Genomic DNA, 19,645 nt, shown 5'->3' on the forward strand with positions numbered 1-19,645 from the left:
GGACATGTCGGCCGAAAAGCCAACGTCGTTCGACATCGCCGCATTGGCCGGGGTTTCACAGCCCACCGTGTCGCGCGCGTTGCGTGGTGATCGTTCGGTCAATCCGGCGACGCGGATGCGGATCGAGGCGATCGCGCGGCAGCTCAATTATACCGTCGATCGCAATGCCTCGGCGCTGCGCCGCGGCCAGAGCAACACGATCGCGCTGCTGTTCTTCGAGGATACCGCGCCCGACGGCTCGGCGATCAATCCGTTCTTCCTGTCGATGCTCGAATCGATCCTGCGCACCTGCGCCGCGCGCGGTTACGACCTGCTCACCTCGTTCCAGCGGCTGTCGGGCGATTGGCATATGGATTACGAGGATGCGCGCAAGGCCGACGGCATCATCCTGCTGGGCTATGGCGATTACGAACTGTATCGCTCGCGACTGGAGCAATTGCGCTCGCAAGGGACGCATTTCGTCCGCTGGGGCTCGGTCGAACCCGATAGCGGTGGGGCGACGATTGGCTGCGACAATATCGCGGGCGGCACGGCGGCGGGGCGGCGGCTGGTCGACCAGGGGCGCCGCCATATCGCCTTCCTCGGCGATGCCTCTGGCCATTATCCCGAATTCCGCGATCGCTATCGTGGCCTGTGCGGTGTGCTGCGTGACGCCGGCCTCGCGGTCGATCCCGGCCTGCAAGCCGATGCGCTGTCGGCCGAGGAATCGGGTTATGAGGCGACGCGGCGGCTGCTGGGACGCGACATCGCCTTCGACGCGATCTTCGCCGCATCCGACATGATCGCGATCGGCGCGCTGCACGCGCTGGAAGAGGCCGGCCTGCGGGTGCCGGACGACGTTGCGCTGATCGGTTTCGACGACATTCCGGCGGCGAGCCTCAGCCACCCGCCGCTTACCACCGTCGCCCAGGATTATCGCCGTGCCGGCGAGGTGCTGGTCGATACGCTGATCGCGCGCATCGCCGGCAAATCGACCGACACGATGCTGCTGCCCCCGCACCTTGTGGTAAGAAAATCGGGCTGAGACGTTGCCCGACGGATCGACCGCCTTATGTTGGGCGTTCCTGATGAAAGGGAGCTTCGCATGGAGCGATCGGGAATCTTCGATATGTCACGACGCGGCGTTCTTGCCGGCAGTGCTGCAACGGCAGCTGTTACCACCATGCCGCGCGCGGCGCAGGCCGCGCCGGCGCCGGCCGAGCCTGCCACCGGGCACGTATCGCTGACGGTCAATGGCGAGCGCCATGATCTGACGCTCGATACGCGTACCACGCTGCTCGATGCGCTGCGCGAGCACCTCCAGCTCACCGGCACCAAGAAGGGCTGCGATCACGGCCAGTGCGGCGCGTGCACGGTGATCGTCGACGGGCGGCGGATCAATTCCTGCCTCAGTCTTGCGGTGATGCACGACGGCGACGAGGTGACGACGATCGAGGGACTGGGCACGCCCGACAAGCTGCATCCGATGCAGGCGGCGTTCGTCAAGCATGACGGCTATCAGTGCGGCTATTGCACGCCGGGGCAGATCTGCTCCGCCGTCGCCACGCTCGGCGAGATCGCCGACGACGTGCCGAGCCACGTCACCCAGGACCTCACCGCCAAGGCACGGTTGACCAACGACGAGCTGCGCGAGCGGATGAGCGGCAACATCTGCCGCTGCGGCGCCTATTCGAACATCGTCGAGGCGATTACCGAAGTGGCGGGAGAAAAGGCATGAGGCCGTTCACCTACGAACGCGCTGCCTCGCCCGCCGCCGCTGCCAAGGCCGCCGCGGCGACGCCGGGCGCCAAGTTCATCGCCGGCGGCACCAATCTGCTCGACCTGATGAAGCTCGAGATCGAGGCGCCCGCGCACCTGATCGACGTCAACGGCCTCAAGCTCGACACGATCGAGGAAACCGATGAGGGCGGCTTGCGGATCGGTGCGCTGGTCCGCAACACCGATCTCGCCGCCGACCGGCGCGTGCGGCGCGATTACGGCGTGTTGACCCGCGCGATCGTCGCCGGTGCCTCGGGGCAGTTGCGCAACAAGGCGACCACCGGCGGCAACCTGATGCAGCGCACGCGGTGCCCCTATTTCTACGATCCCAACATGCCGTGCAACAAGCGCAAGCCGGGTTCGGGGTGCGCCGCGATCCAGGGCTTCAGCCGCTCGCTGGCGGTGATCGGCGGGTCGGAGGCGTGTATCGCCACCTATCCCGGCGACATGGCGGTGGCGATGCGCGTGCTTGATGCCGGGGTGGAGACAGTGAAGCCCGACGGCGAGACGCGCACGATTCCGATCGCCGACTTCCATCGCCTGCCCGGCGACACGCCCGACGTCGAGACCGCGCTCGATCCGGGCGAGCTGATCACCGCGGTCACGCTGCCCAAACCGGTCGGCGGTGCGCATTTCTATCACAAGGTGCGCGATCGGGCGTCTTACGCCTTCGCGCTCGTCTCGGTTGCCGCGATCGTGCAGAAGGACGGCAGCGGGCGCGTCGCGTTCGGCGGGGTCGCGCCGAAGCCGTGGCGGGTCGAAGCGGCGGAAGCCGGCATGTCGCAAGGCGCGAAGGCGGTCACCGCACAAGCCTTTGCCGATGCCAACCCCACGCGCGAGAACCGTTTCAAGCTGCCGCTTGCCGAGCGCACGCTCGATGCGGTGTTGGCGCAAGCGAGGGCCTGAGCCATGAAGTTCGACACCCCCGCCACCACGAACCCGATCGACCGGATGACGGTCGTCGGCCGCCCGACGCCGCGGATCGACGGCAAGTACAAGACCACCGGCACCGCGCCTTATGCCTATGAACGGCACGATGTGAACGCCGATCCGGCCTATGGCTATATGCTCGGCGCGGCGATCGCCAAGGGCACGATCCGCTCGATCGACACCAGCGAGGCCGAGGCGGCGCCCGGCGTGCGCGCGATCGTGACCTACAAGAATTCGGGGCCGATCGCGGTCGGCCGGTTCAACACTGCCAAGCTGCTCGGCGGGCCGGAGATCGAGCATTATCACCAGGCGGTCGCCATCGTCGTCGCCGATACGTTCGAGCAGGCCCGCGCGGCGGCGCGGCTGATCCGCGTCGATTATGCCCGCGCCGAGGGGCAATATGATCTCGCCCAGGCCAAGGCCTCGGCGACGATGCCCAAGGGCAATGCCGACGTGCAGCACGGCGATTTCGCCACGGCTTATGCGGCCGCACCAGTCACGCTGGACGAGACCTACACCACGCCCGATCAGTCCCATGCGATGATGGAGCCGATGGCGTCGACGGCGGTGTGGGATGGCGACGAGCTTATCCTCTACACATCGAACCAGATGATCGATTGGGGGCGCGGCGACGTCGCCAAGACGCTGGGCATACCCAAAGAGAAGGTGCGGCTGGTGTCGCCTTATATCGGCGGCGGTTTCGGCGGCAAATTGTTCGTTCGCGCCGAAGCGATCCTCGCGGCGCTCGGCAGCCGCGCGGCAAAACGGCCGGTCAAGATTGCGCTGGCGCGGCCGGAGATTTTCAACAACACCACCCACCGCCCGGCGACGATCCAGCGCATCCGCATCGGCGCGACGAAGGATGGCAAGATCACCGCCACCGCGCACGAGGCATGGTCGGGCAACCTGCCCGGCGGCGATCCCGAAGGTGCGACATCGCAGAGCAAGCTGTTCTACGCCGGCGCCAATCGCTCGATCGCCGAGCGGCTGGCGACGCTCGACCTGCCAGAGGGCAATGCGATGCGCGCGCCGGGCGAGGCGGCGGGGCTGATGGCGCTCGAAATCGCGATGGACGAGATGGCCGAGAAGCTGGGCATGGACCCGGTCGAGTTTCGCGCGATCAATGATACCCAGGTCGATCCGATGAAGCCCGAGCGGCCGTTTTCGCAGCGCCATTTCGTCGAGTGTCTGCGCACCGGCGCCGCCAAATTCGGCTGGAGCCGCCGTAACGCCCGGCCCGGCGCGGTGCGTGACGGCCAGTGGCTGACGGGGCTGGGCATGGCGGGGGCGTTCCGCAACAATATCGTGCTCGATTCGGGCGCGCGGGTGCGGCTCGATCGCGCCGGGCGGGCGATCGTCGAGACCGACATGACCGACATCGGCACCGGCAGCTACACGATCATCGCGCAGACCGCGGCCGAGATGCTCGGCCTGCCGCTCGATCAGGTCGACGTGAGGCTGGGCGATTCGGCATTCCCCGTCTCGGCCGGATCAGGTGGCCAGTTTGGCGCGAATTGCTCGACCGCGGGCGTTTATGCCGCTTGCGTCAAGCTGCGCGAGGCGATCGCGGCCAAGGCCGGGCTAGACCCCGCGGCGGCCGAGTTCGCCGATGGCCATGTCGCGGTCGGCAATCGCAAGGTGCCGCTCGCAGGGCTCGCCGACGCCGGCGATCTGATCGGCGAGGACACGATCGAGTTCGGCGATCTCGACAAGCGATATCAGCAATCGACCTTCGGTGCGCATTTCGTCGAGGTCGGCGTCAACGCCTTTACCGGCGAGGCGCGCATCCGCCGCATGCTCGCGGTGTGCGATGCCGGGCGTATCCTCAATCCCGTCTCGGCGCGCAGCCAGGTGATCGGCGCGATGACGATGGGCGCGGGCGCGGCGCTGACCGAGGAGCTGGTGGTCGACAAGCGCTTCGGCTTCTTCGCCAACCACGATCTCGCCCAATATGAGGTGATGGTCCATGCCGACATTCCGCACCAGGAGGTGATCTTCCTCGACGGCGCGGACCCGATATCGTCGCCGATGAAGGCGAAAGGTGTCGGCGAGCTCGGCATTTGCGGCATCGCGGCGGCGGTCGCCAACGCGATCTACAACGCCACCGGCGTGCGCGTGCGCGATTATCCGATCACGCTCGACAAATATCTCGATCGCTTGCCGGTGGCGTGAACCGCCTCAGGCGTTACCGCTTTCCATCCAGCGCAGCAGCGGTTTGAGCGGCGTGATCCAGATGAGCCCGGCGACGACGTAAAAGACCAGCTGCGCCGGCCAGGGCCAGCCTCCGACGATGCCCGACAGGCTGGCGACCAGCACCGCCCAGATCGTGATGATCGCGAGGATCAGCAGCATGCCGACCGGTTTGCGCCAGTTCGGCGTCATGGTTCGGTCCTTTCAATCCAGCCCTGTTCGGTGATGACGGCGTGGAGCGGGACGTCCCATGGGTCGGCGGGCAGCGGATCGACATGCTGCACCGACCAGGCGACGCCGATCCGGCGCGCATCGGGCAGCGCCGCGAAAGCGCGATCGTAATGGCCGGCGCCCTGGCCGAGCCGGTGCAGCGCATGATCGTAGCCGACCAGCGGCGCCAGGATGATGTCGGGGCGAACCTCGTCGCTCTCGTCATGCGGCTGCTCCAGCCCGAACGGGCCGGGATGCAGCGCATGATCGGGATGCCAGACGAGGAAACGCAAGGCGCCGTCGCGATCAACAACGTGCGGCAAGGCCAGCGTGCAGCCATGATCGAGCGCGGCCTGGACGAGGCGCGCGGGATCGGCCTCGCTGCCCAGCGGGCGATACCCCGCGATCGTCAGGCCGGGACGCAACAGCGCGAGGAACGGCGCCGGCGCTTCGATCGCCGGCGGATCGCCCGCGACGAAAGCGTCGCGTGCATCGCGCAACCGGCGGCGTAGCGTGCGCTTGTCAGCGCCGGGCGAGGGTGGTGGGACCGCCATGACCGTTTGCCTGAATATCCACTGACGCCCAGAACGTCAGGTGGGCGCCGTATACGTCGGGCCAGGGCCCGGGCAGGGACAGCTCCCGTGGATGTTGAATAGCCTCAGGGATAATCTATCAGCTCGTATCGGGCAGTGCCCACCGCCGGCCAATCTAGGAACCCGACGCGCTTTGCTCAAGCGCCGCGGCGATCGCTTCGAGCCGATCGGCGAGGCCGGGCGGCAGCGCGGGCGCTGCGTCCGCCGCCGCTGCCGGGTTGCGCCGCGCTTCATCGAGGTCATCGGCAAGCATCAAGGCGACGAACATCATCGCGCGCTCGGCGCTCAGCCCGCCCGCGGCGCGATCGGCATCCGCCCAGCGCTCTTCCAGCATGCGGCCAAGCCGCTCGACCTGCGCTTCCTCGCCGTCGCGACACAATACCTGATGGTGGCGGCCACCAATCGTCAGCGTCACTTCCGCCATCACGCGCCTCCTTCGCGCGCGATCACCTCGTCGAGCGCGGTCAGCGCTTCGGCCATGCGCGATTTGAGCGCGGCGTGACGTCGGGCCAGCGCCTCGTTCGCCTGCCGGTTGGCGGTCACTGCGCGTTCGATCCGCGTCAGTGCCCGCTCGATCCGGTCGATCTCGTTCGGATCACCTTCTGCCATCCAATTGGGATAGCACGGCTTGGCGTTGCCGCAAGAATGATTACCTGAGGCCCGGTTGACGCGCGGCACGGGTCACCGCAAAGACCGCGCGAACCATCGAGTCACCCGCGCCGCTCGCCGCGGCGGCAATATGCGAACAATGGAGGTTTTGGCGATGAGCGTGAAGGTTGCGATCAACGGCTTCGGACGGATCGGGCGGCTCGTCGCTCGCGCAATTCTGGAAAACGGCAATGGCGATCTCGATCTCGTCGCGATCAACGATCTTGCCGATGCCAAATCGAACGCCTGGCTGTTCGAGCGCGATTCGATCCACGGCAAATATCCCGGCACGGTGAAGGCCGAGGGCCAGGATCTCGTCGTCGACGGCAAGCACATCCGCGTCACCGCCGAACGTGATCCCGCCAATCTTCCGCACAAGGAACTGGGCGTCGAACTGGTGCTCGAATGCACCGGTTTCTTCACCGATCGCGCGAGCTGCCAGAAGCATATCGATGCCGGTGCCAAGAAGGTGCTGATCTCGGCGCCGGGCAAGAATGTCGATCTCACCGTCGTCTACGGCGTCAACGACGACAAGCTGAAGGCGGAAGACACGATCGTTTCCAATGCCTCGTGCACCACCAACTGCCTGGCGCCGGTCGCCAAGGTGCTGAACGATTCGATCGGCATCGAGCGCGGCTTGATGACGACGATCCACAGCTACACCAACGATCAGAAGATCCTCGATCAGATCCACAAGGATCTGCGCCGCGCGCGCGCCGCCGCGATGTCGATGATCCCGACCACCACCGGTGCCGCGCGCGCGGTGGGCGAGGTGCTGCCCGAGCTGAAGGGCAAGCTCGACGGTTCGGCGATCCGGGTGCCGACCCCCGATGTCAGCCTGATCGACCTCACCTTCACGCCGAAGCGCGATACGTCGATCGAAGAGGTCAACGCGATCCTCAAAAAGGCCAGCGAGGAGGGGCCGCTGGTCGGCGTGCTCGATTATACCGATGAGCCTTTGGTCTCGATCGACCTGATGCACACGCCGGCTTCGTCGACCGTCGACAGCCTGGAGACCTCGGTGATCGACGGCAAGCTGGTCCGCGTGCTGTCGTGGTACGACAACGAGTGGGGTTTCTCGAACCGCATGGTCGATACCGCCCGCGCGATGGCCAAGCTGATCTGATCGGGCGTCGTGCGCCGCACAAGCGGGCCGCCGATCTCCTTACCCGTTCGACATGTCGCGACGGCAGGAGAGGGCGCCCGCTCCGGCGAGACTGACGAAAGACATGTGAGGGATTTGGAACGATGGCCAAGGCATTCAAGACGCTGGACGATATCGGCGATGTCGCGGGCAGGCGGGTGCTCGTCCGTGAGGATCTGAACGTGCCGATGGCCGATGGCGAGGTGACCGACGACACCCGCCTGCGCGCCACGATCCCCACCGTCACGGAGCTCGCGGACAAGGGCGCGATCGTCCTGGTTCTCGCGCATTTCGGCCGCCCCAAGGGCGAGCGCAGGCCCGATATGTCGCTGGCGATGGTGACCAAGCCGTACAGTCAGGTGCTCGGCCGGCCGGTGCGCTTCATCGATTGGGACGGCGCCGAGGAGGCGGTCGCGACGCTCAGGAACGGCGATATCGCGGTGATCGAGAATACGCGCTTCTTCGCTGGCGAGGAGAAGAACGATCCCGAGATGGTGACGCGGCTCGCGGCGCTGGGCGATCTCTACGTCAACGACGCCTTTTCGGCTGCGCACCGCGCGCACGCCTCGACCGAGGGCATCGCGCACGCGCTGCCGGCCTTTGCCGGCCGGGCGATGGAAGCGGAGCTCGACGCGCTCGAGAAAGCGCTCGGCACGCCACGGCATCCCGTTGCCGCGGTGGTGGGGGGCGCCAAGGTGTCGACCAAGCTCGATGTGCTCAAGCATCTCGTCGGCAAGGTCGATCACCTCATTATCGGCGGCGGCATGGCCAACACCTTCCTCGCCGCGCGCGGGGTGAATGTCGGCAAATCCCTGTGCGAGCACGACCTCGCCGGCACTGCCGAGGCGATCCTCGACGCTGCCGATGCCGCCGGCTGCACCGTCCACCTGCCGTATGACGTCGTCGTCGCGAAGGAATTCAAGGCCAATCCCGAGACGCGCACCGTCAACGTCCATGAGGTCGCGGCCGACGAGATGATCCTCGACATCGGCCCCGCCGCGACCGAGGCGCTCGCCGACGTGCTCAAGACCTGCAAAACGCTGGTGTGGAACGGGCCGCTCGGTGCGTTCGAGACGCCGCCGTTCGATGCCGCCACCGTCAGTCTCGCCAGAACGGCGGCCGCGTTGACCAAGGAAGGCTCGCTGATCTCGGTCGCCGGCGGCGGCGATACGGTCGCCGCGCTCAACCAGGCCGGTGTAGCGGACGATTTCACCTTCGTCTCGACGGCGGGCGGCGCGTTCCTCGAATGGATGGAAGGCAAGGAACTGCCCGGCGTCGCGGCGCTGACGCGCTGAGTTCAGCCTGCCGGAGCGGCGGGCTGCGTCAATCGGTAGGCGTGGCTGTAGTCAGAAGCGCAATGCCTCGACGCGGGCGCGCTCGTCTTCGGGGATGAAGCCTTCGAGCACGGCCCAGAATCCGCCGACGGCGGTGTGCCCGGCGCGGGCATAGGCAGCCGCGACCTTCTCGCGCAACGCGTCGAACAATTGCCCTTCCAGCTTGCTGCCCTCTTCGGTCAGCCGCAGCAGGCGCTGCCGCCGATCGCGCTCGCCGGGGCGCGATTCGACCAGTCCGCGATCGGCCAGTTCGTTGAGCACACGGCCCAGCGACTGCTTGGTGATCGCCAGATGTTCGAGCAACTGGCTCACCGTCAGATCGGGCTGGCGCGCGATGAAATAGAGCGCGCGATGATGCGCGCGGCCGAGCCCCATGTTCGCCAGCCCTTCGTCGATCGAGCGCGTCATGTGGCTATAGCCGAAATAGAGCAATTCGACTCCGCGGCGAATCTCGGGCTCGCGCAGGAACAGGGGGGAAGCGGGGGTTGTGGCAGCCATGTTGACCGAGTTTGCCGGGAACCTTACTGGCCATCAAGCCCCAAAGATGGCAAGGCATGCCCCATGACGATGATCGACGACACGCTTGCGCCGGCCGCTTCGCTGGCTTTCGCCGAAACCACGCATCCCGCGCCGGTCGACGCCAACGAACGCGCGCGGCTGCTCGAAAACCCCGGTTTCGGGCGCGTCTTCACCGATCACATGGCGACCGTGCGTTATGCCGCCGGCAAGGGCTGGCACGATGCCCGCATCGAGCCGCGCGCGCCGCTGACGATGGATAGCGCGACTTCGGTGCTCCATTATGCGCAGGAGATTTTCGAAGGGCTCAAGGCCTATCGCCTTGCCGATGGCGGCACCGCGCTGTTCCGGCCGGAAATGAACGCACGCCGTTTCCAGTCCTCGGCGCGGCGCATGGCGATGGCCGAGCTGCCCGAGGATATCTTCCTCTCGTCGATCCGCACGATCGTCCGCCGTGAACGCGACTGGATCCCGGCGATCGATGGCGGCGCGCTCTATCTGCGCCCGTTCATGTTCGCGACCGAGGTGTTCCTCGGCGTCAAGCCTTCGGCCGAATATCTCTATGCGGTGATCGCTTCTTCGGTGGGCGGCTATTTCAAGAGCGGCGCGCCCGCGGTTACGCTGTGGGTATCGGAGGATTATACCCGCGCGGCGCCCGGCGGCACCGGCGCGGCCAAGTGCGGCGGCAATTACGCGACTAGCCTCGTCGCCCAGGCCGAGGCGATTCGCCAGGGGTGCGATCAGGTGCTGTTCCTCGACGCGGCGGAGCGCCGCTGGATCGAGGAACTCGGCGGCATGAACATCTTCTTCGTGTTTGCAGACGGTTCTATTGCCACGCCGCCGCTGACCGGCACGATCCTGCCCGGCATCACCCGCGATTCGCTGCTGACGATTGCCGCCGATCTCGGCATCACCGCGCGCGAGGAGCCCTATGCGATCGATCAGGCGCGCAAGGATGCCGAAAGCGGCCGGTTGGTCGAGGCTTTCGCCTGCGGCACCGCCGCGGTGGTGACGCCGATCGCCGGCATGAAGATGAAGGCCGGCGGTTTCCAGATCGGCGACGGCCGGCCGGGTCCGCTGACGCAGCGCCTCCATGCCGCGTTGACCGGCATCCAGCGCGGCACGGCGGAAGACGTCCACGGCTGGCTCGACCGGCTCGATTGAGGCGAAAGGGTCTTTTCATGGCACGCGGGCTCGCCTAGAGCGACCCGCTCCGTTGGGGCGTCGCCAAGTGGTAAGGCAGCGGCTTTTGGTGCCGCCATTCGCAGGTTCGAATCCTGCCGCCCCAGCCAATCGAGTCTTCGCGACTGAGGTATATCGCGGACCGCCAAGTTTCGGCGTGCAGCCGATGTCATCAAGGCGTCGCAAGGCAAGGATGGGGTTTGTGGGCAGCTAGTTGGTGTTGCCCCGGATGCGTTGCCGATAACCCTTGCGTATCATCGATCTCGTCGACCTGCCTCCGGCGTTCGCCATTTGGCCGGATCGATATTGTAGCGCCGCATCTTGTCGTAGAATGTTTTGCGCGGCATCCGCGCCGCCGCAACCGCTGCGGTGACTTTTCCGTCGTGCTCGGCCAGCACACGACGGATTTCCTCGGCTTCGAAGCGGGCGACCCGGTCGGCCAGCGAAAGTGAGCCAGGTGTAGCGGGCGTGGCGGGGCGCTCAAGCCCCAGCACCGTTCGCTCGGCATAGTGCATCAGTTCGCGCACATTTCCGAACCAGCCGTGGTGCTGGAACATGTCGCGGTGATGTTCGGTGATCGGCGGCACATCGCGTTTGTGGCGCCGCGCCATGTCCCGGAGGAAATTGTCGAACAGCAGCGGAATATCTTCGCGGCGCTCGCGCAGCGGCGGCAGGCGCAGCACGATGCTGTTGAGGCGATAGAGCAGACGGGGGAGGAAGGTGCCGCTCCTCGCCATTTCCTCGATCCTGCCGGTGCTCGCAGCGATTATTCTGACGTCGATCGGGCGCACGTCGTTGGCGCCGAGCGGGGTGATGACGCGATCCTCGATCGCGCGGAGCAGTTTGGGCTGGACGACAAGCGGCAGCGCATCGATGCCGTCCAGAAACAACGTGCCCAGCCCGGCAGCCTCGATGCGACCGGTGCGGCTGTGCTGCGCGCCGGGAAAGGCGCCGGCGACGTGGCCGAACAGTTCGCTGTCGATCACGGCGACGGGTAGCGCGCCGCAGTCGACCGTCGCCATCGGCCGGCCGCGACGTCGGCTCGAGCGGTGGAGCAGGCTGGCGACGAGCGTCTTGCCGGTCCCCGTCTCGCCTTCGATCAGGATATCAACCTCGGCGTCGCCGAGCTGGTCGATCGTGCGCCGCAATTGTTCGATCGCCGGTGATTGCCCGATCAGCACCGAGCTTTCAGCGGCACGTTCGGCATCGCGTCGCAGGCGGCGGTTCTCGAGCGTCAACCGACGCTGTTCCAGCCCCCGCACAATCACGCGCAGCAGCACGTCGGGCTGATACGGCTTGGTGATGAAATCATAGGCGCCCTCGCGAATCGCCGCGACCGCGGTCGCGACATCGCCGTGCCCCGTGATGAGGATCACCGGAAGGTCGGGATCGGCCTCACGCAGTGTGCGGAACAACTGCATGCCGTCCATTCCCGGCATTCTGAGGTCGCTGACGACGACGCCGGGAAAATCGGGCCCGATCGCCTTGAGCGCCGCCGCCGCGCCCTCGAAAAGGCGGACGTCGTGACCAGCAAGCTCCAGGCTCCTGGCGTTGGCACGGCGCATGTCGGCATCGTCGTCGACGAACGCCACGGTTCGGCAAGCGGGCTGATCCGTCGTCATGCCCGCATCAACCGCACGCGGAAGACGACGCCGTGATCGGCCGGCACATGGGTCAGCGTGCCGCCGAAATCCGTCATGATATCGCGCGAGATGACGAGGCCAAGGCCAAGTCCGTCTTCCTTCGAGCTGTTGAACGGCTGGAACAGCGACCCTGCGATCGCATCGGGAAGCATCGGGCCGTTGTTGGCGATATCGAGGTCCACGATGTCGCTGCTCGCCGCCACGGCCAGCGAGATGACCGGCTCTGGCGTGTCCTCCAACGCGTCGAGCGCATTGCCCAGCAGGTTTACCAGCACTTGCTCGAGCCGGATGCGTTCGGCGCGAACCAGTAGATCGCCGCCGGGCGGGCGCTCGATCGCCACGGCCTCGCGGGCGATGCGGTCGCGCAGCAGCAGCAGTGCGCCGTCGATCGCGTCGTCGAGCCGCACCTCACCCAGCGCGCCGGTCGCCTTGCGGGCAAAGTTGCGCAATTCGCCGGTGATCGAGCCGATCCGATCGGTCATCGCTGCGATCGATTCGAAACTGTCGGCGGCGTCGGCGGTGCGCGAAAGATCGAGATACTGGCGGCCGCTGTGGGCGTAGCTGCTGATCGCCGCGACCGGCTGGTTGATCTCGTGCGCGACCCCGGCGGCAATCTGACCGAGCGATGCGAGTTTGTTGGCCTGGACCAGTTGGTCGCGCGCTTCCTGCAGCCTCGCTTCGCTGGCGAGGCGATCGTGCATCTCCACCTGCAGCCGCTGATTGGCCTCGCGCAGGTCGCGTGTGCGGGCGTCGACCTCGCGTTCGAGCGTGGCCTGCGCCGCGATCGCCGCGGCTTCGCGGGCCCGAATCCGTTGCTGCCGGCGGACGATGAGCCAGACGCCGAGCATCAATAACGCCAGCGCCATTGCCGTCGCCAGCCGGGCACTGGTAGCGGCGTTCGAGACGACCGTCCCGACGGGCGTCAACACGTGCAGCGTCCAGCCGTGGATCGCGGTAGGGACCTCGTTTTCAAGATAAGTCTGCGGTCGCCCCCCACTGATCGTCACATCGACCATCGCGGCATGGCGGCTGCGGTGCGCCGCAATCGGCAGCGGCGTCAGTGGCGCATTGCCGAAATCGAGATTGCGGCGGATCGTCGTTCGCTCCGTCGGCGACAGATCGCCGTCGGTCAGGAAGCGCCAGCCCGGTACGCTGGTAACGAGCACGATGCCGCGCGCATCGGTGACGAATGCGGGCTCGGTCGATTGCGCCCATTCGGCTTCGAGCGCGGTAAACTCGACCTTGACGACGATCACGCCACGCACGCCGTTCGCGGAGACGCGCCGCGCCAGATACAGCCCCGGCTCCCGGCTTACCGTACCGAGCGCGAACTGCTCGAAGCTACCATCGGCCAGCGCGCGGCGGAAATAGTCACGAAAGCCGTAATTGGAGCCGACGAAACTGGTCGGCAGCGTCCAGTTGCTCGCCGCGACGGTGCGCCCCCGGCTATCGATCAGGTAGATCGCGGCAGCGCGGATGCTGCCGCTCAATTGTTCGAGCCGGCGATCGAACGAGGTGATCGCCGATGCATCGCCCCGCAAGGCTGCAACCGCCTCGGGGTCACTGGCCAGTGCGGTGGGGACCAGCCGGAATTTCTCCAGCTCGCTGCGAAACACCGCATTGTGGAGCGTGGCCGATGCCGCGGCGCTGCGATCCAGCTCAGCCAGGGCTCGTCGTCCGGCGATTATCCCCGCCGCCAAGGTCGCCAATATGCCGATCAACAGAATGCAGCCCAGGATCCAGCCGAGTCGCCGCGTCAATTTCCCCTCCCCGTTGCCGATTTTCATTATGTATGAAAATCCGCATTAAATCGATCCATTATGTGCGGTATTTCGCACAAATTCGAAACTTATCTCAATCAATATGTAACTATATCAATTATTTAACAGGATAAATAATTGCGTTTGAGCGCGCTTGTCCGGCCGTTACGCTGACGTATCGCCGGATAAGCGGCAAATGGCCGGTCGTAGCCGGCGGAGGGGATCGATCATGCAGCCAGGCGACGCGATCGTCGCGCCGAAACGGCAGCCATTCTACCGCCATCTTTACGCCCAGGTGCTTGTCGCGATCGTGCTTGGTGCGGCGATCGGGCAACTCGCGCCGTCGTTCGGAGAGAGCCTCAAGCCGCTTGGCGACGGATTCATAAAGATCGTCTCGATGGTCATCACGCCGGTGATCTTCCTCACCGTCGTTACCGGCATCGCTGGTATGCGCGACCTAATGGCGGTGGGGCGTGTCGCCGCAAAGGCGTTCGCCTATTTCCTGTTTTTCTCGACGCTGGCGCTGATCCTCGGCCTCATCGTCGCCAACGTCTTCCAGACGGGCGCGGCGATGCACGTCGATCCGGCCACGCTCGATCCCGGCGCGGTCGCGCAATATGCCGCGCACGCGCACGATCAGACTGTCACCGGCTTTATTCTGAACATCATTCCCAAGACGCTGGTCAGCGCGCTCAACGGTGGTGATATCCTACAGGTGCTGTTCGTCGCGGTGCTGTTCGGCATCGCGCTGGCGCTGATCGGTGACAAGGGCAAACCGGTCTACGACGTGCTCGAATCCGCCAGCCTCGCGGTGTTCCGGCTCGTCCATATCCTGATGAAGCTGGCGCCTGTCGGCGCGTTCGGCGCGATCGCCTTCACCATCGGCAAATACGGCATCGCCAGCCTGATGAGCCTCGCTGCATTGGTCGGCACCTTCTATCTCACCAGCCTGCTGTTCGTACTGGTGGTGCTCGGCGTCGTGGCGCGGCTTTGCGGATTCTCCATTCTCGGTTTGCTGCGCTACCTGAAGGCCGAGTTGCTGTTGGTGCTCGGCACCTCGTCGTCGGAGGCCGCGCTGCCCAGTCTGCTCGACAAGCTCGAGCGCGCCGGTTGCGCCAAGCCGGTGGTCGGGCTGGTGGTGCCGACCGGCTATTCGTTCAACCTTGACGGCACCAACATCTATATGACGCTTGCCGCGCTGTTCATCGCGCACGCGACCGGCACGCATCTATCGCTCGGCGACCAACTGTTGCTGCTCTCGGTCGCGATGCTCAGCTCGAAAGGCGCGGCCGGCGTCACCGGCGCCGGCTTCATCACCCTGGCCGCGACGCTCTCGGTGGTGCCCTCCGTACCGGTTGCGGGGATGGCGCTGATCCTCGGGGTGGATCGCTTCATGTCCGAGTGCCGCAGCCTGACCAACTTCTGCGGCAACGCCGTGGCGACCATCGTCGTCGCCAAATGGGAAGGCGCGTTCGATCAGAGCCTGTTCGATCGCGCGATGGCTGGCGATCCGGCGCCGATCGAGGAAGTCGAGGCGCGCGCCGCCAATGTCGCGATGATTTGAAGAAACGACTGCCGGGTTGAGCCGGCGGCAAAGGGAGGATGCAATGAAACTCAAGGTCAAGATTCTGGCGACGACCACGCTCTCCGCGTTATCGATCGCCTCGTCCGCGGCGCATGCCCAGACGGCGCCCGCTCCGGCGAGTCCGCCAGCCGCCGACAGTGCGAACCAGGCCCCCGACATCGTCGTCGTCGGTTCGCAGATTCGCGGCAGCAAGGTCACCGAGGCGTTGCCGGTCAGCGTCGTCGACAGCAACCAGATCGCGGCGACCGGCGCTGTCTCGGGCGACGAGTTGCTTCGTTCGATCCCGCAGATGGGCGATGTCGATTTCAACTCGGCGAACAATCCGCAGACCAGCAACGCGGCGCGCGGCGACGTCAACTCGGTCGACCTTCGCAATCTCGGTGCCGGCAATACGCTGGTGCTGATCAACGGCCGCCGCATGGTGCAGCATCCGGTCAGCCAGGCCGGCATCGCCAACGTGCCGGTGCTGACCTACAATGCCAATGCGTTGCCGGTCGCCGGCATCGACCGGCTCGAGGTGCTGCGCGACGGCGCGGCCGCGATCTATGGCGCGGATGCGGTGGCGGGCGTCGTCAACGTCGTGCTCAAGGATGATTTCGAGGGGCTCAAGCTCAACGCGAAATATGGCGGTGCCGAAGGCACGCACATGCGCGAATATACGACCAACTTCCTGGCCGGGAAGAATTTCGGCGATGGACGCGGCAACATCACGTTGATGGGCGAGTTCACTCATCGCACCCCGGAACTCGCGTCCGACGAGCCCTATACCGCGACCGGCAACCTGCAATCGCTGTTCGACGATGTACCGGGCTATGCCGACAGTACCGAACCCGAAAACCGCTCGAGCTACACGCCGTTCGCCAATTTCAGCGTGCTTGATGGCATGGCCGTCAAGCGCAACGGCAAGACGATCACCTCGGGCGCCGGCGCATTCCATATTCAGCCCGATACCGTGGACGGCTGCACCGCGGCGCTCGGCCATGGCATGTGCCTGGCCAAGGGGTCGATTTCCTACGGCAAGAACCCCGATCTGCGCTTCGACGACGCGGTCGGCACCACGGTGCGCTCGGGCATCAACCGGCTGAACCTCTATGCCAGCGGGCATTACGATGTGACCGATCACGTCACCTTCTTCACCGAACTGGGCTATTACCATGCGACGTCGCACGCGGTGCAGCCGCCGGTGATCCTGCTCAACACGCTGACCGTGCCGGCGTCGAATTACTGGAACCCGTTCGGCGCCGAGACGCTGCCCGACGGATCGCCCAATCCAAACCGTCTGTCCGGCCTCACCAATGTGCCGGCCGAGGTCTTGCCCGTCACCCTGACACGTTATCGCTTCGTGGATACCGGCCCGCAATATGTCGACGTAACCGGCCACCAGTCGCGCTTCGTCGGCGGGTTCAGAGGCGACCTCGCGGGCTTCGACTGGGAAGCGGCGGCCACCTATTCCGAGGCCAAGTCGGTCGACCTTTCAGACGCGATCAACTCGACGCTCCTCCAGCAGCAACTCGCGCTGTCGACCCCCGATGCCTATGATCCATTCAACGGCGGCGGCTGCGGGACCAATTACAGCGTCGGCGATTGCACGCCGAGCTCGGCGGCCGCCGTCAAACCTGCCCTGTTCAAGCTGCGCCGCGAGGATCGCACGACGCTGACGCTCGCCGATCTCAAGGCGTCGCGCGCCGATTTGCTGGCGCTGCCGGGCGGTGATCTCGGCCTCGCGGTCGGCATCGAATTCCGCCACGAGACGCAGGAGGACAATCGCGACCCCAATCTCGACGGCACGATCAACTTCGTCGATTCGGTCACCGGCGAGACCAATCCCAGCAACGTCACGGCTGTCAGCCCGACGCCCGACACCTTCGGATCACGCAACGTCTTTTCCGCTTATGGCGAGTTCGCGGTGCCGGTGATCGCGCCGGAGATGCACGTGCCGTTGGTCCGCAACCTCCAGTTCCAGATCGCCGGCCGCTACGAACACTATAGCGATTTCGGTTCGATCTTCCGGCCGAAGTTCGCCGGCGCCTGGGATGTGATCGACGGTGTGCGCCTGCGCGGCTCCTGGTCGCAGGGATTCCGCGCGCCGAACCTCGAGCAGCTTCACGCAGCCGAATATGCGCGTCTCCACACCAACAACGATTATCTGCGCTGCGAGGCTGATCTGCGCGCCGGTCGCATCGCCAATTTCAATGCCTGTTCGGAACCGGTCGGCTATTCGATCCGCGTCGCCGGCAATCCCGATCTCCAGCCCGAGCGCTCGACCGACAAGTCGGTCGGCATCGTGCTGCAGCCGCGTTTCATTCCGCGCCGGCTCGGCCATGTGACGATCACCGCCGATTATTGGGAAATCAAACAGAAGGGCATCGTCGGCCAGTTCGGCGGCAGCAATGCGCTGGTGCTCGATTATCTGCTGCGCCAGCAGGGGTCGAGCAATCCCAATGTCGTGCGCACGGCACCCAATGCCGACGACGTCGCCTTCTTCGCCGGCACGGGAATCGATCCGGTCGGTCAGGTCACGGCGGTCAACGATCAGTTCGTCAACCTGTTGCCGCAGACGGTTCGCGGGCTCGATCTCGCCTTTCTCTATTCGTTGCACCACACGTCGATCGGCGATTTCGATTTCAGCGTGAACGCGGCGCGGCTGCTCAAATTCTCGCGCAGCAACGGGCCTGCCGTCGAACAACTCTACGAGGCGCGCCGCGCCGGCGAGATCGACGCGGCGACCCCGCTGACCAGCGCCGAGAATCTGCTCGGCAACGGCGGACGGCCGAAATGGAAGCTGTCGACCTCATTGACCTGGAGCCTGGGCGCCGTGCAGGTCGGCGCGTTCGGGAAATATACCGGCGTCGTCTACGATCACGGTTTCCTGTCCGATGACGGCGATCCCTATCGGGTCGATGGCCAGTTCACCGCCAACCTCTATGTCCAGTATCGCTTCGCCAGGTCCGGGCCACTTCACGGCAGCCGATTCCGTATCGGCGCGCGCAACATCACCAACGAACAGCCGCCGATTTCGGCCGGCGGCTATTACGGCGCGCTCTATCAACCCTATGGCCGCTATCTCTACGCGTCGTTCGGGTTTTCGCTATGAGGAGACATATGGCTGTGCGATTGATTGCTTCGCTGTCGTTCGGTACGGCGCTCCTCGCCGCCGCACCGGCATCCGGCGCGGCGCCGACGATCCTGTTCATCGGCAATAGTTTCACCTTCGGCGGCCATGCCGCGGCGTGGAAATATCGCGCCGATACGGTGCATGATCTCAACCACGGCGGGGTCGGCGGGGTGCCGGCATTGTTCAAGCTGTTCGCCGACGAGGCCGGGCTCGATTACGACGTCAGCGTCGAAACGTCGCCGGGCAAGACGCTCGAATGGCATTGGCAGCACGAAAAGTCGGTGGTCGATCGCGCCTGGGATCATGTCGTGCTGCAGGATCACAGCGTCCTTGATCCAGCGCATCCCGGCGATCCCGCCAAGACGATCGATTATGCCGGCCGCTTCGCGCGACTGTTCACCGCGCGCAATCCCAAGGTAGAAATCAGCCTCACCGCCACCTGGTCACGCCCCGATTATACCTATCTGAAGAGCGGCCATTGGTACGGCCAGCCGATCACCGCGATGGCACTCGACCTGCAGCGCGATTATGAGCGCGCCGCCGCCGCTTCGCCCGCGATCGACAAGGTTAACCCGGTCGGGCGCGCATTCAACTGCGCGATCGCGGCGGGGCTGGGCGATGCCAATCCCTATGACGGCATCGACGCCGGCAAGATCGATCTGTGGGCCTATGATTTTCACCATGCCAGCACGCCGGGTTATTATCTGACGGCGCTGACGGTGTTCATCGACATTACCGGCAAGGATCCCCGCGCGTTCGGCCCGAAGGAGCAGGCGGCCGCCGAACTCGGCATCTCGCCGACCGACGCCGTGCGGCTGCAGCGCGTCGCCTGGGCCAATGCCCACGGAATGCCGTGCACGCGCGCCGAAATCGGCGGTCCGAAAGTGAGCGACCGGCCGGATCGCTGATCGCCATATGTATGAGCCGATAGCGGTTTCGGCACGACTCTTCCGTAATGGGCTCTGACCCTGGGCCGAGGGTTGCACTTCCTCGTCGATCGAGCGGCGGCCCCTCCGGGGCGGCAATGGCACCTCGCC

The 19,645-nt window shown here is 65.6% G+C and carries 17 protein-coding genes, 1 tRNA gene and 1 other RNA gene; 11 read left to right on the top strand and 8 right to left on the bottom strand.

Going from position 1 to position 19,645, the window contains the following annotated elements; translation table 11 throughout:
* Nucleotides 1-4: 4 nt before the first annotated feature.
* The 4 genes from K7G81_RS10615 to paoC are packed head-to-tail and all read left to right on the top strand — an operon-like array spanning nucleotide 5 to nucleotide 4,860.
* Nucleotides 5-1,024, top strand: a complete 1,020-nt coding sequence (locus K7G81_RS10615) for a LacI family DNA-binding transcriptional regulator (protein ID WP_223030772.1) — start codon at nucleotides 5-7, stop codon at nucleotides 1,022-1,024.
* Between the two features lie 60 nt (nucleotides 1,025-1,084).
* Nucleotides 1,085-1,717 carry an aldehyde dehydrogenase iron-sulfur subunit PaoA gene (gene paoA / locus K7G81_RS10620; RefSeq protein ID WP_223030773.1) on the top strand — a complete coding sequence of 211 codons (633 nt, stop codon included), beginning with the start codon at nucleotides 1,085-1,087 and terminating at the stop codon, nucleotides 1,715-1,717.
* On the top strand, nucleotides 1,714-2,664 hold the full coding sequence (locus K7G81_RS10625) for an FAD binding domain-containing protein (RefSeq protein WP_223030774.1): 951 nt from the start codon (nucleotides 1,714-1,716) through the stop codon (nucleotides 2,662-2,664). Before paoA ends, K7G81_RS10625 begins: the two co-directional genes overlap by 4 nt.
* 3 nt (nucleotides 2,665-2,667) lie before the next feature.
* The gene (gene paoC, locus K7G81_RS10630) at nucleotides 2,668-4,860 is read left to right on the top strand and encodes an aldehyde oxidoreductase molybdenum-binding subunit PaoC (RefSeq protein ID WP_223030775.1); all 2,193 of its coding nucleotides are present in this window, start codon (nucleotides 2,668-2,670) and stop codon (nucleotides 4,858-4,860) included.
* A 6-nt stretch (nucleotides 4,861-4,866) separates the two neighbouring features.
* Here the strand turns inward: paoC and K7G81_RS10635 are convergent, their stop codons facing one another.
* The 5 genes from K7G81_RS10635 to K7G81_RS10650 all read right to left on the bottom strand — a co-directional run bounded on the left by K7G81_RS10635 (nucleotide 4,867) and on the right by K7G81_RS10650 (nucleotide 6,290).
* On the bottom strand, nucleotides 4,867-5,070 hold the full coding sequence (locus K7G81_RS10635) for a DUF2842 domain-containing protein (protein WP_223030776.1): 204 nt from the start codon (nucleotides 5,068-5,070) through the stop codon (nucleotides 4,867-4,869).
* The gene (locus K7G81_RS10640; RefSeq protein ID WP_223030777.1) at nucleotides 5,067-5,642 is read right to left on the bottom strand and encodes a 5-formyltetrahydrofolate cyclo-ligase; all 576 of its coding nucleotides are present in this window, start codon (nucleotides 5,640-5,642) and stop codon (nucleotides 5,067-5,069) included. The genes K7G81_RS10635 and K7G81_RS10640 overlap by 4 nt, the downstream gene beginning before the upstream one ends.
* A non-coding RNA gene (gene ssrS, locus K7G81_RS18110) (6S RNA) lies at nucleotides 5,629-5,784 on the bottom strand. Before ssrS ends, K7G81_RS10640 begins: the two co-directional genes overlap by 14 nt.
* Before the next feature lie 12 nt (nucleotides 5,785-5,796).
* On the bottom strand, nucleotides 5,797-6,105 hold the full coding sequence (locus tag K7G81_RS10645; RefSeq protein ID WP_223030778.1) for a cell division protein ZapA: 309 nt from the start codon (nucleotides 6,103-6,105) through the stop codon (nucleotides 5,797-5,799).
* Complete coding sequence (locus tag K7G81_RS10650) at nucleotides 6,105-6,290, bottom strand: hypothetical protein (protein WP_223030779.1); 186 nt, start codon at nucleotides 6,288-6,290, stop codon at nucleotides 6,105-6,107. The genes K7G81_RS10645 and K7G81_RS10650 overlap by 1 nt, the downstream gene beginning before the upstream one ends.
* Nucleotides 6,291-6,444: 154 nt before the next feature.
* Here K7G81_RS10650 and gap point away from each other — a divergent pair, with 154 nt between their 5' ends.
* Both gap and K7G81_RS10660 read left to right on the top strand, forming a co-directional pair.
* Nucleotides 6,445-7,455 (top strand): type I glyceraldehyde-3-phosphate dehydrogenase, encoded by a 1,011-nt coding sequence (gene gap / locus K7G81_RS10655; protein WP_223030780.1) that lies wholly within the window; start codon nucleotides 6,445-6,447, stop codon nucleotides 7,453-7,455.
* A gap of 122 nt (nucleotides 7,456-7,577) precedes the next feature.
* A complete protein-coding gene (locus K7G81_RS10660; RefSeq protein WP_223030781.1) occupies nucleotides 7,578-8,768 on the top strand; it encodes a phosphoglycerate kinase in 1,191 nt (396 codons plus the stop codon).
* A 51-nt stretch (nucleotides 8,769-8,819) separates the two neighbouring features.
* Here K7G81_RS10660 and K7G81_RS10665 read toward each other — a convergent pair whose 3' ends face one another.
* On the bottom strand, nucleotides 8,820-9,305 hold the full coding sequence (locus K7G81_RS10665) for a MarR family transcriptional regulator (RefSeq protein WP_223030782.1): 486 nt from the start codon (nucleotides 9,303-9,305) through the stop codon (nucleotides 8,820-8,822).
* A 69-nt stretch (nucleotides 9,306-9,374) separates the two neighbouring features.
* Between K7G81_RS10665 and K7G81_RS10670 the strand changes: the two genes are divergently transcribed.
* Together K7G81_RS10670 and K7G81_RS10675 are read left to right on the top strand one after the other, a co-directional pair.
* Nucleotides 9,375-10,487, top strand: a complete 1,113-nt coding sequence (locus K7G81_RS10670; protein ID WP_223031035.1) for a branched-chain amino acid aminotransferase — start codon at nucleotides 9,375-9,377, stop codon at nucleotides 10,485-10,487.
* Nucleotides 10,488-10,540: 53 nt separating this feature from the next.
* Nucleotides 10,541-10,615: transfer RNA gene (locus K7G81_RS10675), tRNA-Gln, on the top strand.
* 144 nt (nucleotides 10,616-10,759) lie between these two features.
* On the opposite strand, the gene K7G81_RS10680 is transcribed toward K7G81_RS10675, so the two are convergent.
* Nucleotides 10,760-12,127 (bottom strand): sigma-54-dependent transcriptional regulator, encoded by a 1,368-nt coding sequence (locus tag K7G81_RS10680; protein ID WP_223030783.1) that lies wholly within the window; start codon nucleotides 12,125-12,127, stop codon nucleotides 10,760-10,762.
* Nucleotides 12,124-13,908: a sensor histidine kinase gene (locus K7G81_RS10685; protein WP_223030784.1), complete on the bottom strand. Its 1,785-nt coding sequence runs from the start codon at nucleotides 13,906-13,908 to the stop codon at nucleotides 12,124-12,126. Before K7G81_RS10685 ends, K7G81_RS10680 begins: the two co-directional genes overlap by 4 nt.
* Before the next feature lie 229 nt (nucleotides 13,909-14,137).
* On the opposite strand from K7G81_RS10685, the gene K7G81_RS10690 reads away from it, so the two are divergent.
* From K7G81_RS10690 to K7G81_RS10700, 3 genes are read left to right on the top strand one after another with little or no spacing between them, the layout of a single operon-like run.
* Nucleotides 14,138-15,472, top strand: a complete 1,335-nt coding sequence (locus tag K7G81_RS10690; protein WP_223030785.1) for a dicarboxylate/amino acid:cation symporter — start codon at nucleotides 14,138-14,140, stop codon at nucleotides 15,470-15,472.
* Nucleotides 15,473-15,515: 43 nt separating this feature from the next.
* Nucleotides 15,516-18,587, top strand: coding sequence for a TonB-dependent receptor plug domain-containing protein (locus K7G81_RS10695; RefSeq protein WP_223030786.1), 3,072 nt, complete (start codon nucleotides 15,516-15,518; stop codon nucleotides 18,585-18,587).
* Between the two features lie 8 nt (nucleotides 18,588-18,595).
* Nucleotides 18,596-19,516, top strand: coding sequence for an SGNH/GDSL hydrolase family protein (locus tag K7G81_RS10700; RefSeq protein ID WP_255586917.1), 921 nt, complete (start codon nucleotides 18,596-18,598; stop codon nucleotides 19,514-19,516).
* The last annotated feature ends 129 nt before the right edge of the window (nucleotides 19,517-19,645 follow it).

The sequence above is a fragment of the Hephaestia mangrovi genome, assembly GCF_019880555.1.
GTDB lineage: Bacteria > Pseudomonadota > Alphaproteobacteria > Sphingomonadales > Sphingomonadaceae > Sphingomonas > Sphingomonas mangrovi.

What these genes read in the sequence shown, in the direction of transcription:
- K7G81_RS10615 (WP_223030772.1), top strand. Translation starts at nt 5, where the DNA reads ATGTCGGCCGAAAAGCCAACGTCGTTCGACATCGCCGCATTGGCCGGG.
- paoA (WP_223030773.1), top strand. Translation starts at nt 1,085, where the DNA reads ATGGAGCGATCGGGAATCTTCGATATGTCACGACGCGGCGTTCTTGCC.
- K7G81_RS10625 (WP_223030774.1), top strand. Translation starts at nt 1,714, where the DNA reads ATGAGGCCGTTCACCTACGAACGCGCTGCCTCGCCCGCCGCCGCTGCC.
- paoC (WP_223030775.1), top strand. Translation starts at nt 2,668, where the DNA reads ATGAAGTTCGACACCCCCGCCACCACGAACCCGATCGACCGGATGACG.
- K7G81_RS10635 (WP_223030776.1), bottom strand. Translation starts at nt 5,070, where the DNA reads ATGACGCCGAACTGGCGCAAACCGGTCGGCATGCTGCTGATCCTCGCG.
- K7G81_RS10640 (WP_223030777.1), bottom strand. Translation starts at nt 5,642, where the DNA reads ATGGCGGTCCCACCACCCTCGCCCGGCGCTGACAAGCGCACGCTACGC.
- K7G81_RS10645 (WP_223030778.1), bottom strand. Translation starts at nt 6,105, where the DNA reads ATGGCGGAAGTGACGCTGACGATTGGTGGCCGCCACCATCAGGTATTG.
- K7G81_RS10650 (WP_223030779.1), bottom strand. Translation starts at nt 6,290, where the DNA reads ATGGCAGAAGGTGATCCGAACGAGATCGACCGGATCGAGCGGGCACTG.
- gap (WP_223030780.1), top strand. Translation starts at nt 6,445, where the DNA reads ATGAGCGTGAAGGTTGCGATCAACGGCTTCGGACGGATCGGGCGGCTC.
- K7G81_RS10660 (WP_223030781.1), top strand. Translation starts at nt 7,578, where the DNA reads ATGGCCAAGGCATTCAAGACGCTGGACGATATCGGCGATGTCGCGGGC.
- K7G81_RS10665 (WP_223030782.1), bottom strand. Translation starts at nt 9,305, where the DNA reads ATGGCTGCCACAACCCCCGCTTCCCCCCTGTTCCTGCGCGAGCCCGAG.
- K7G81_RS10670 (WP_223031035.1), top strand. Translation starts at nt 9,375, where the DNA reads ATGATCGACGACACGCTTGCGCCGGCCGCTTCGCTGGCTTTCGCCGAA.
- K7G81_RS10680 (WP_223030783.1), bottom strand. Translation starts at nt 12,127, where the DNA reads ATGACGACGGATCAGCCCGCTTGCCGAACCGTGGCGTTCGTCGACGAC.
- K7G81_RS10690 (WP_223030785.1), top strand. Translation starts at nt 14,138, where the DNA reads ATGCAGCCAGGCGACGCGATCGTCGCGCCGAAACGGCAGCCATTCTAC.
- K7G81_RS10695 (WP_223030786.1), top strand. Translation starts at nt 15,516, where the DNA reads ATGAAACTCAAGGTCAAGATTCTGGCGACGACCACGCTCTCCGCGTTA.
- K7G81_RS10700 (WP_255586917.1), top strand. Translation starts at nt 18,596, where the DNA reads ATGGCTGTGCGATTGATTGCTTCGCTGTCGTTCGGTACGGCGCTCCTC.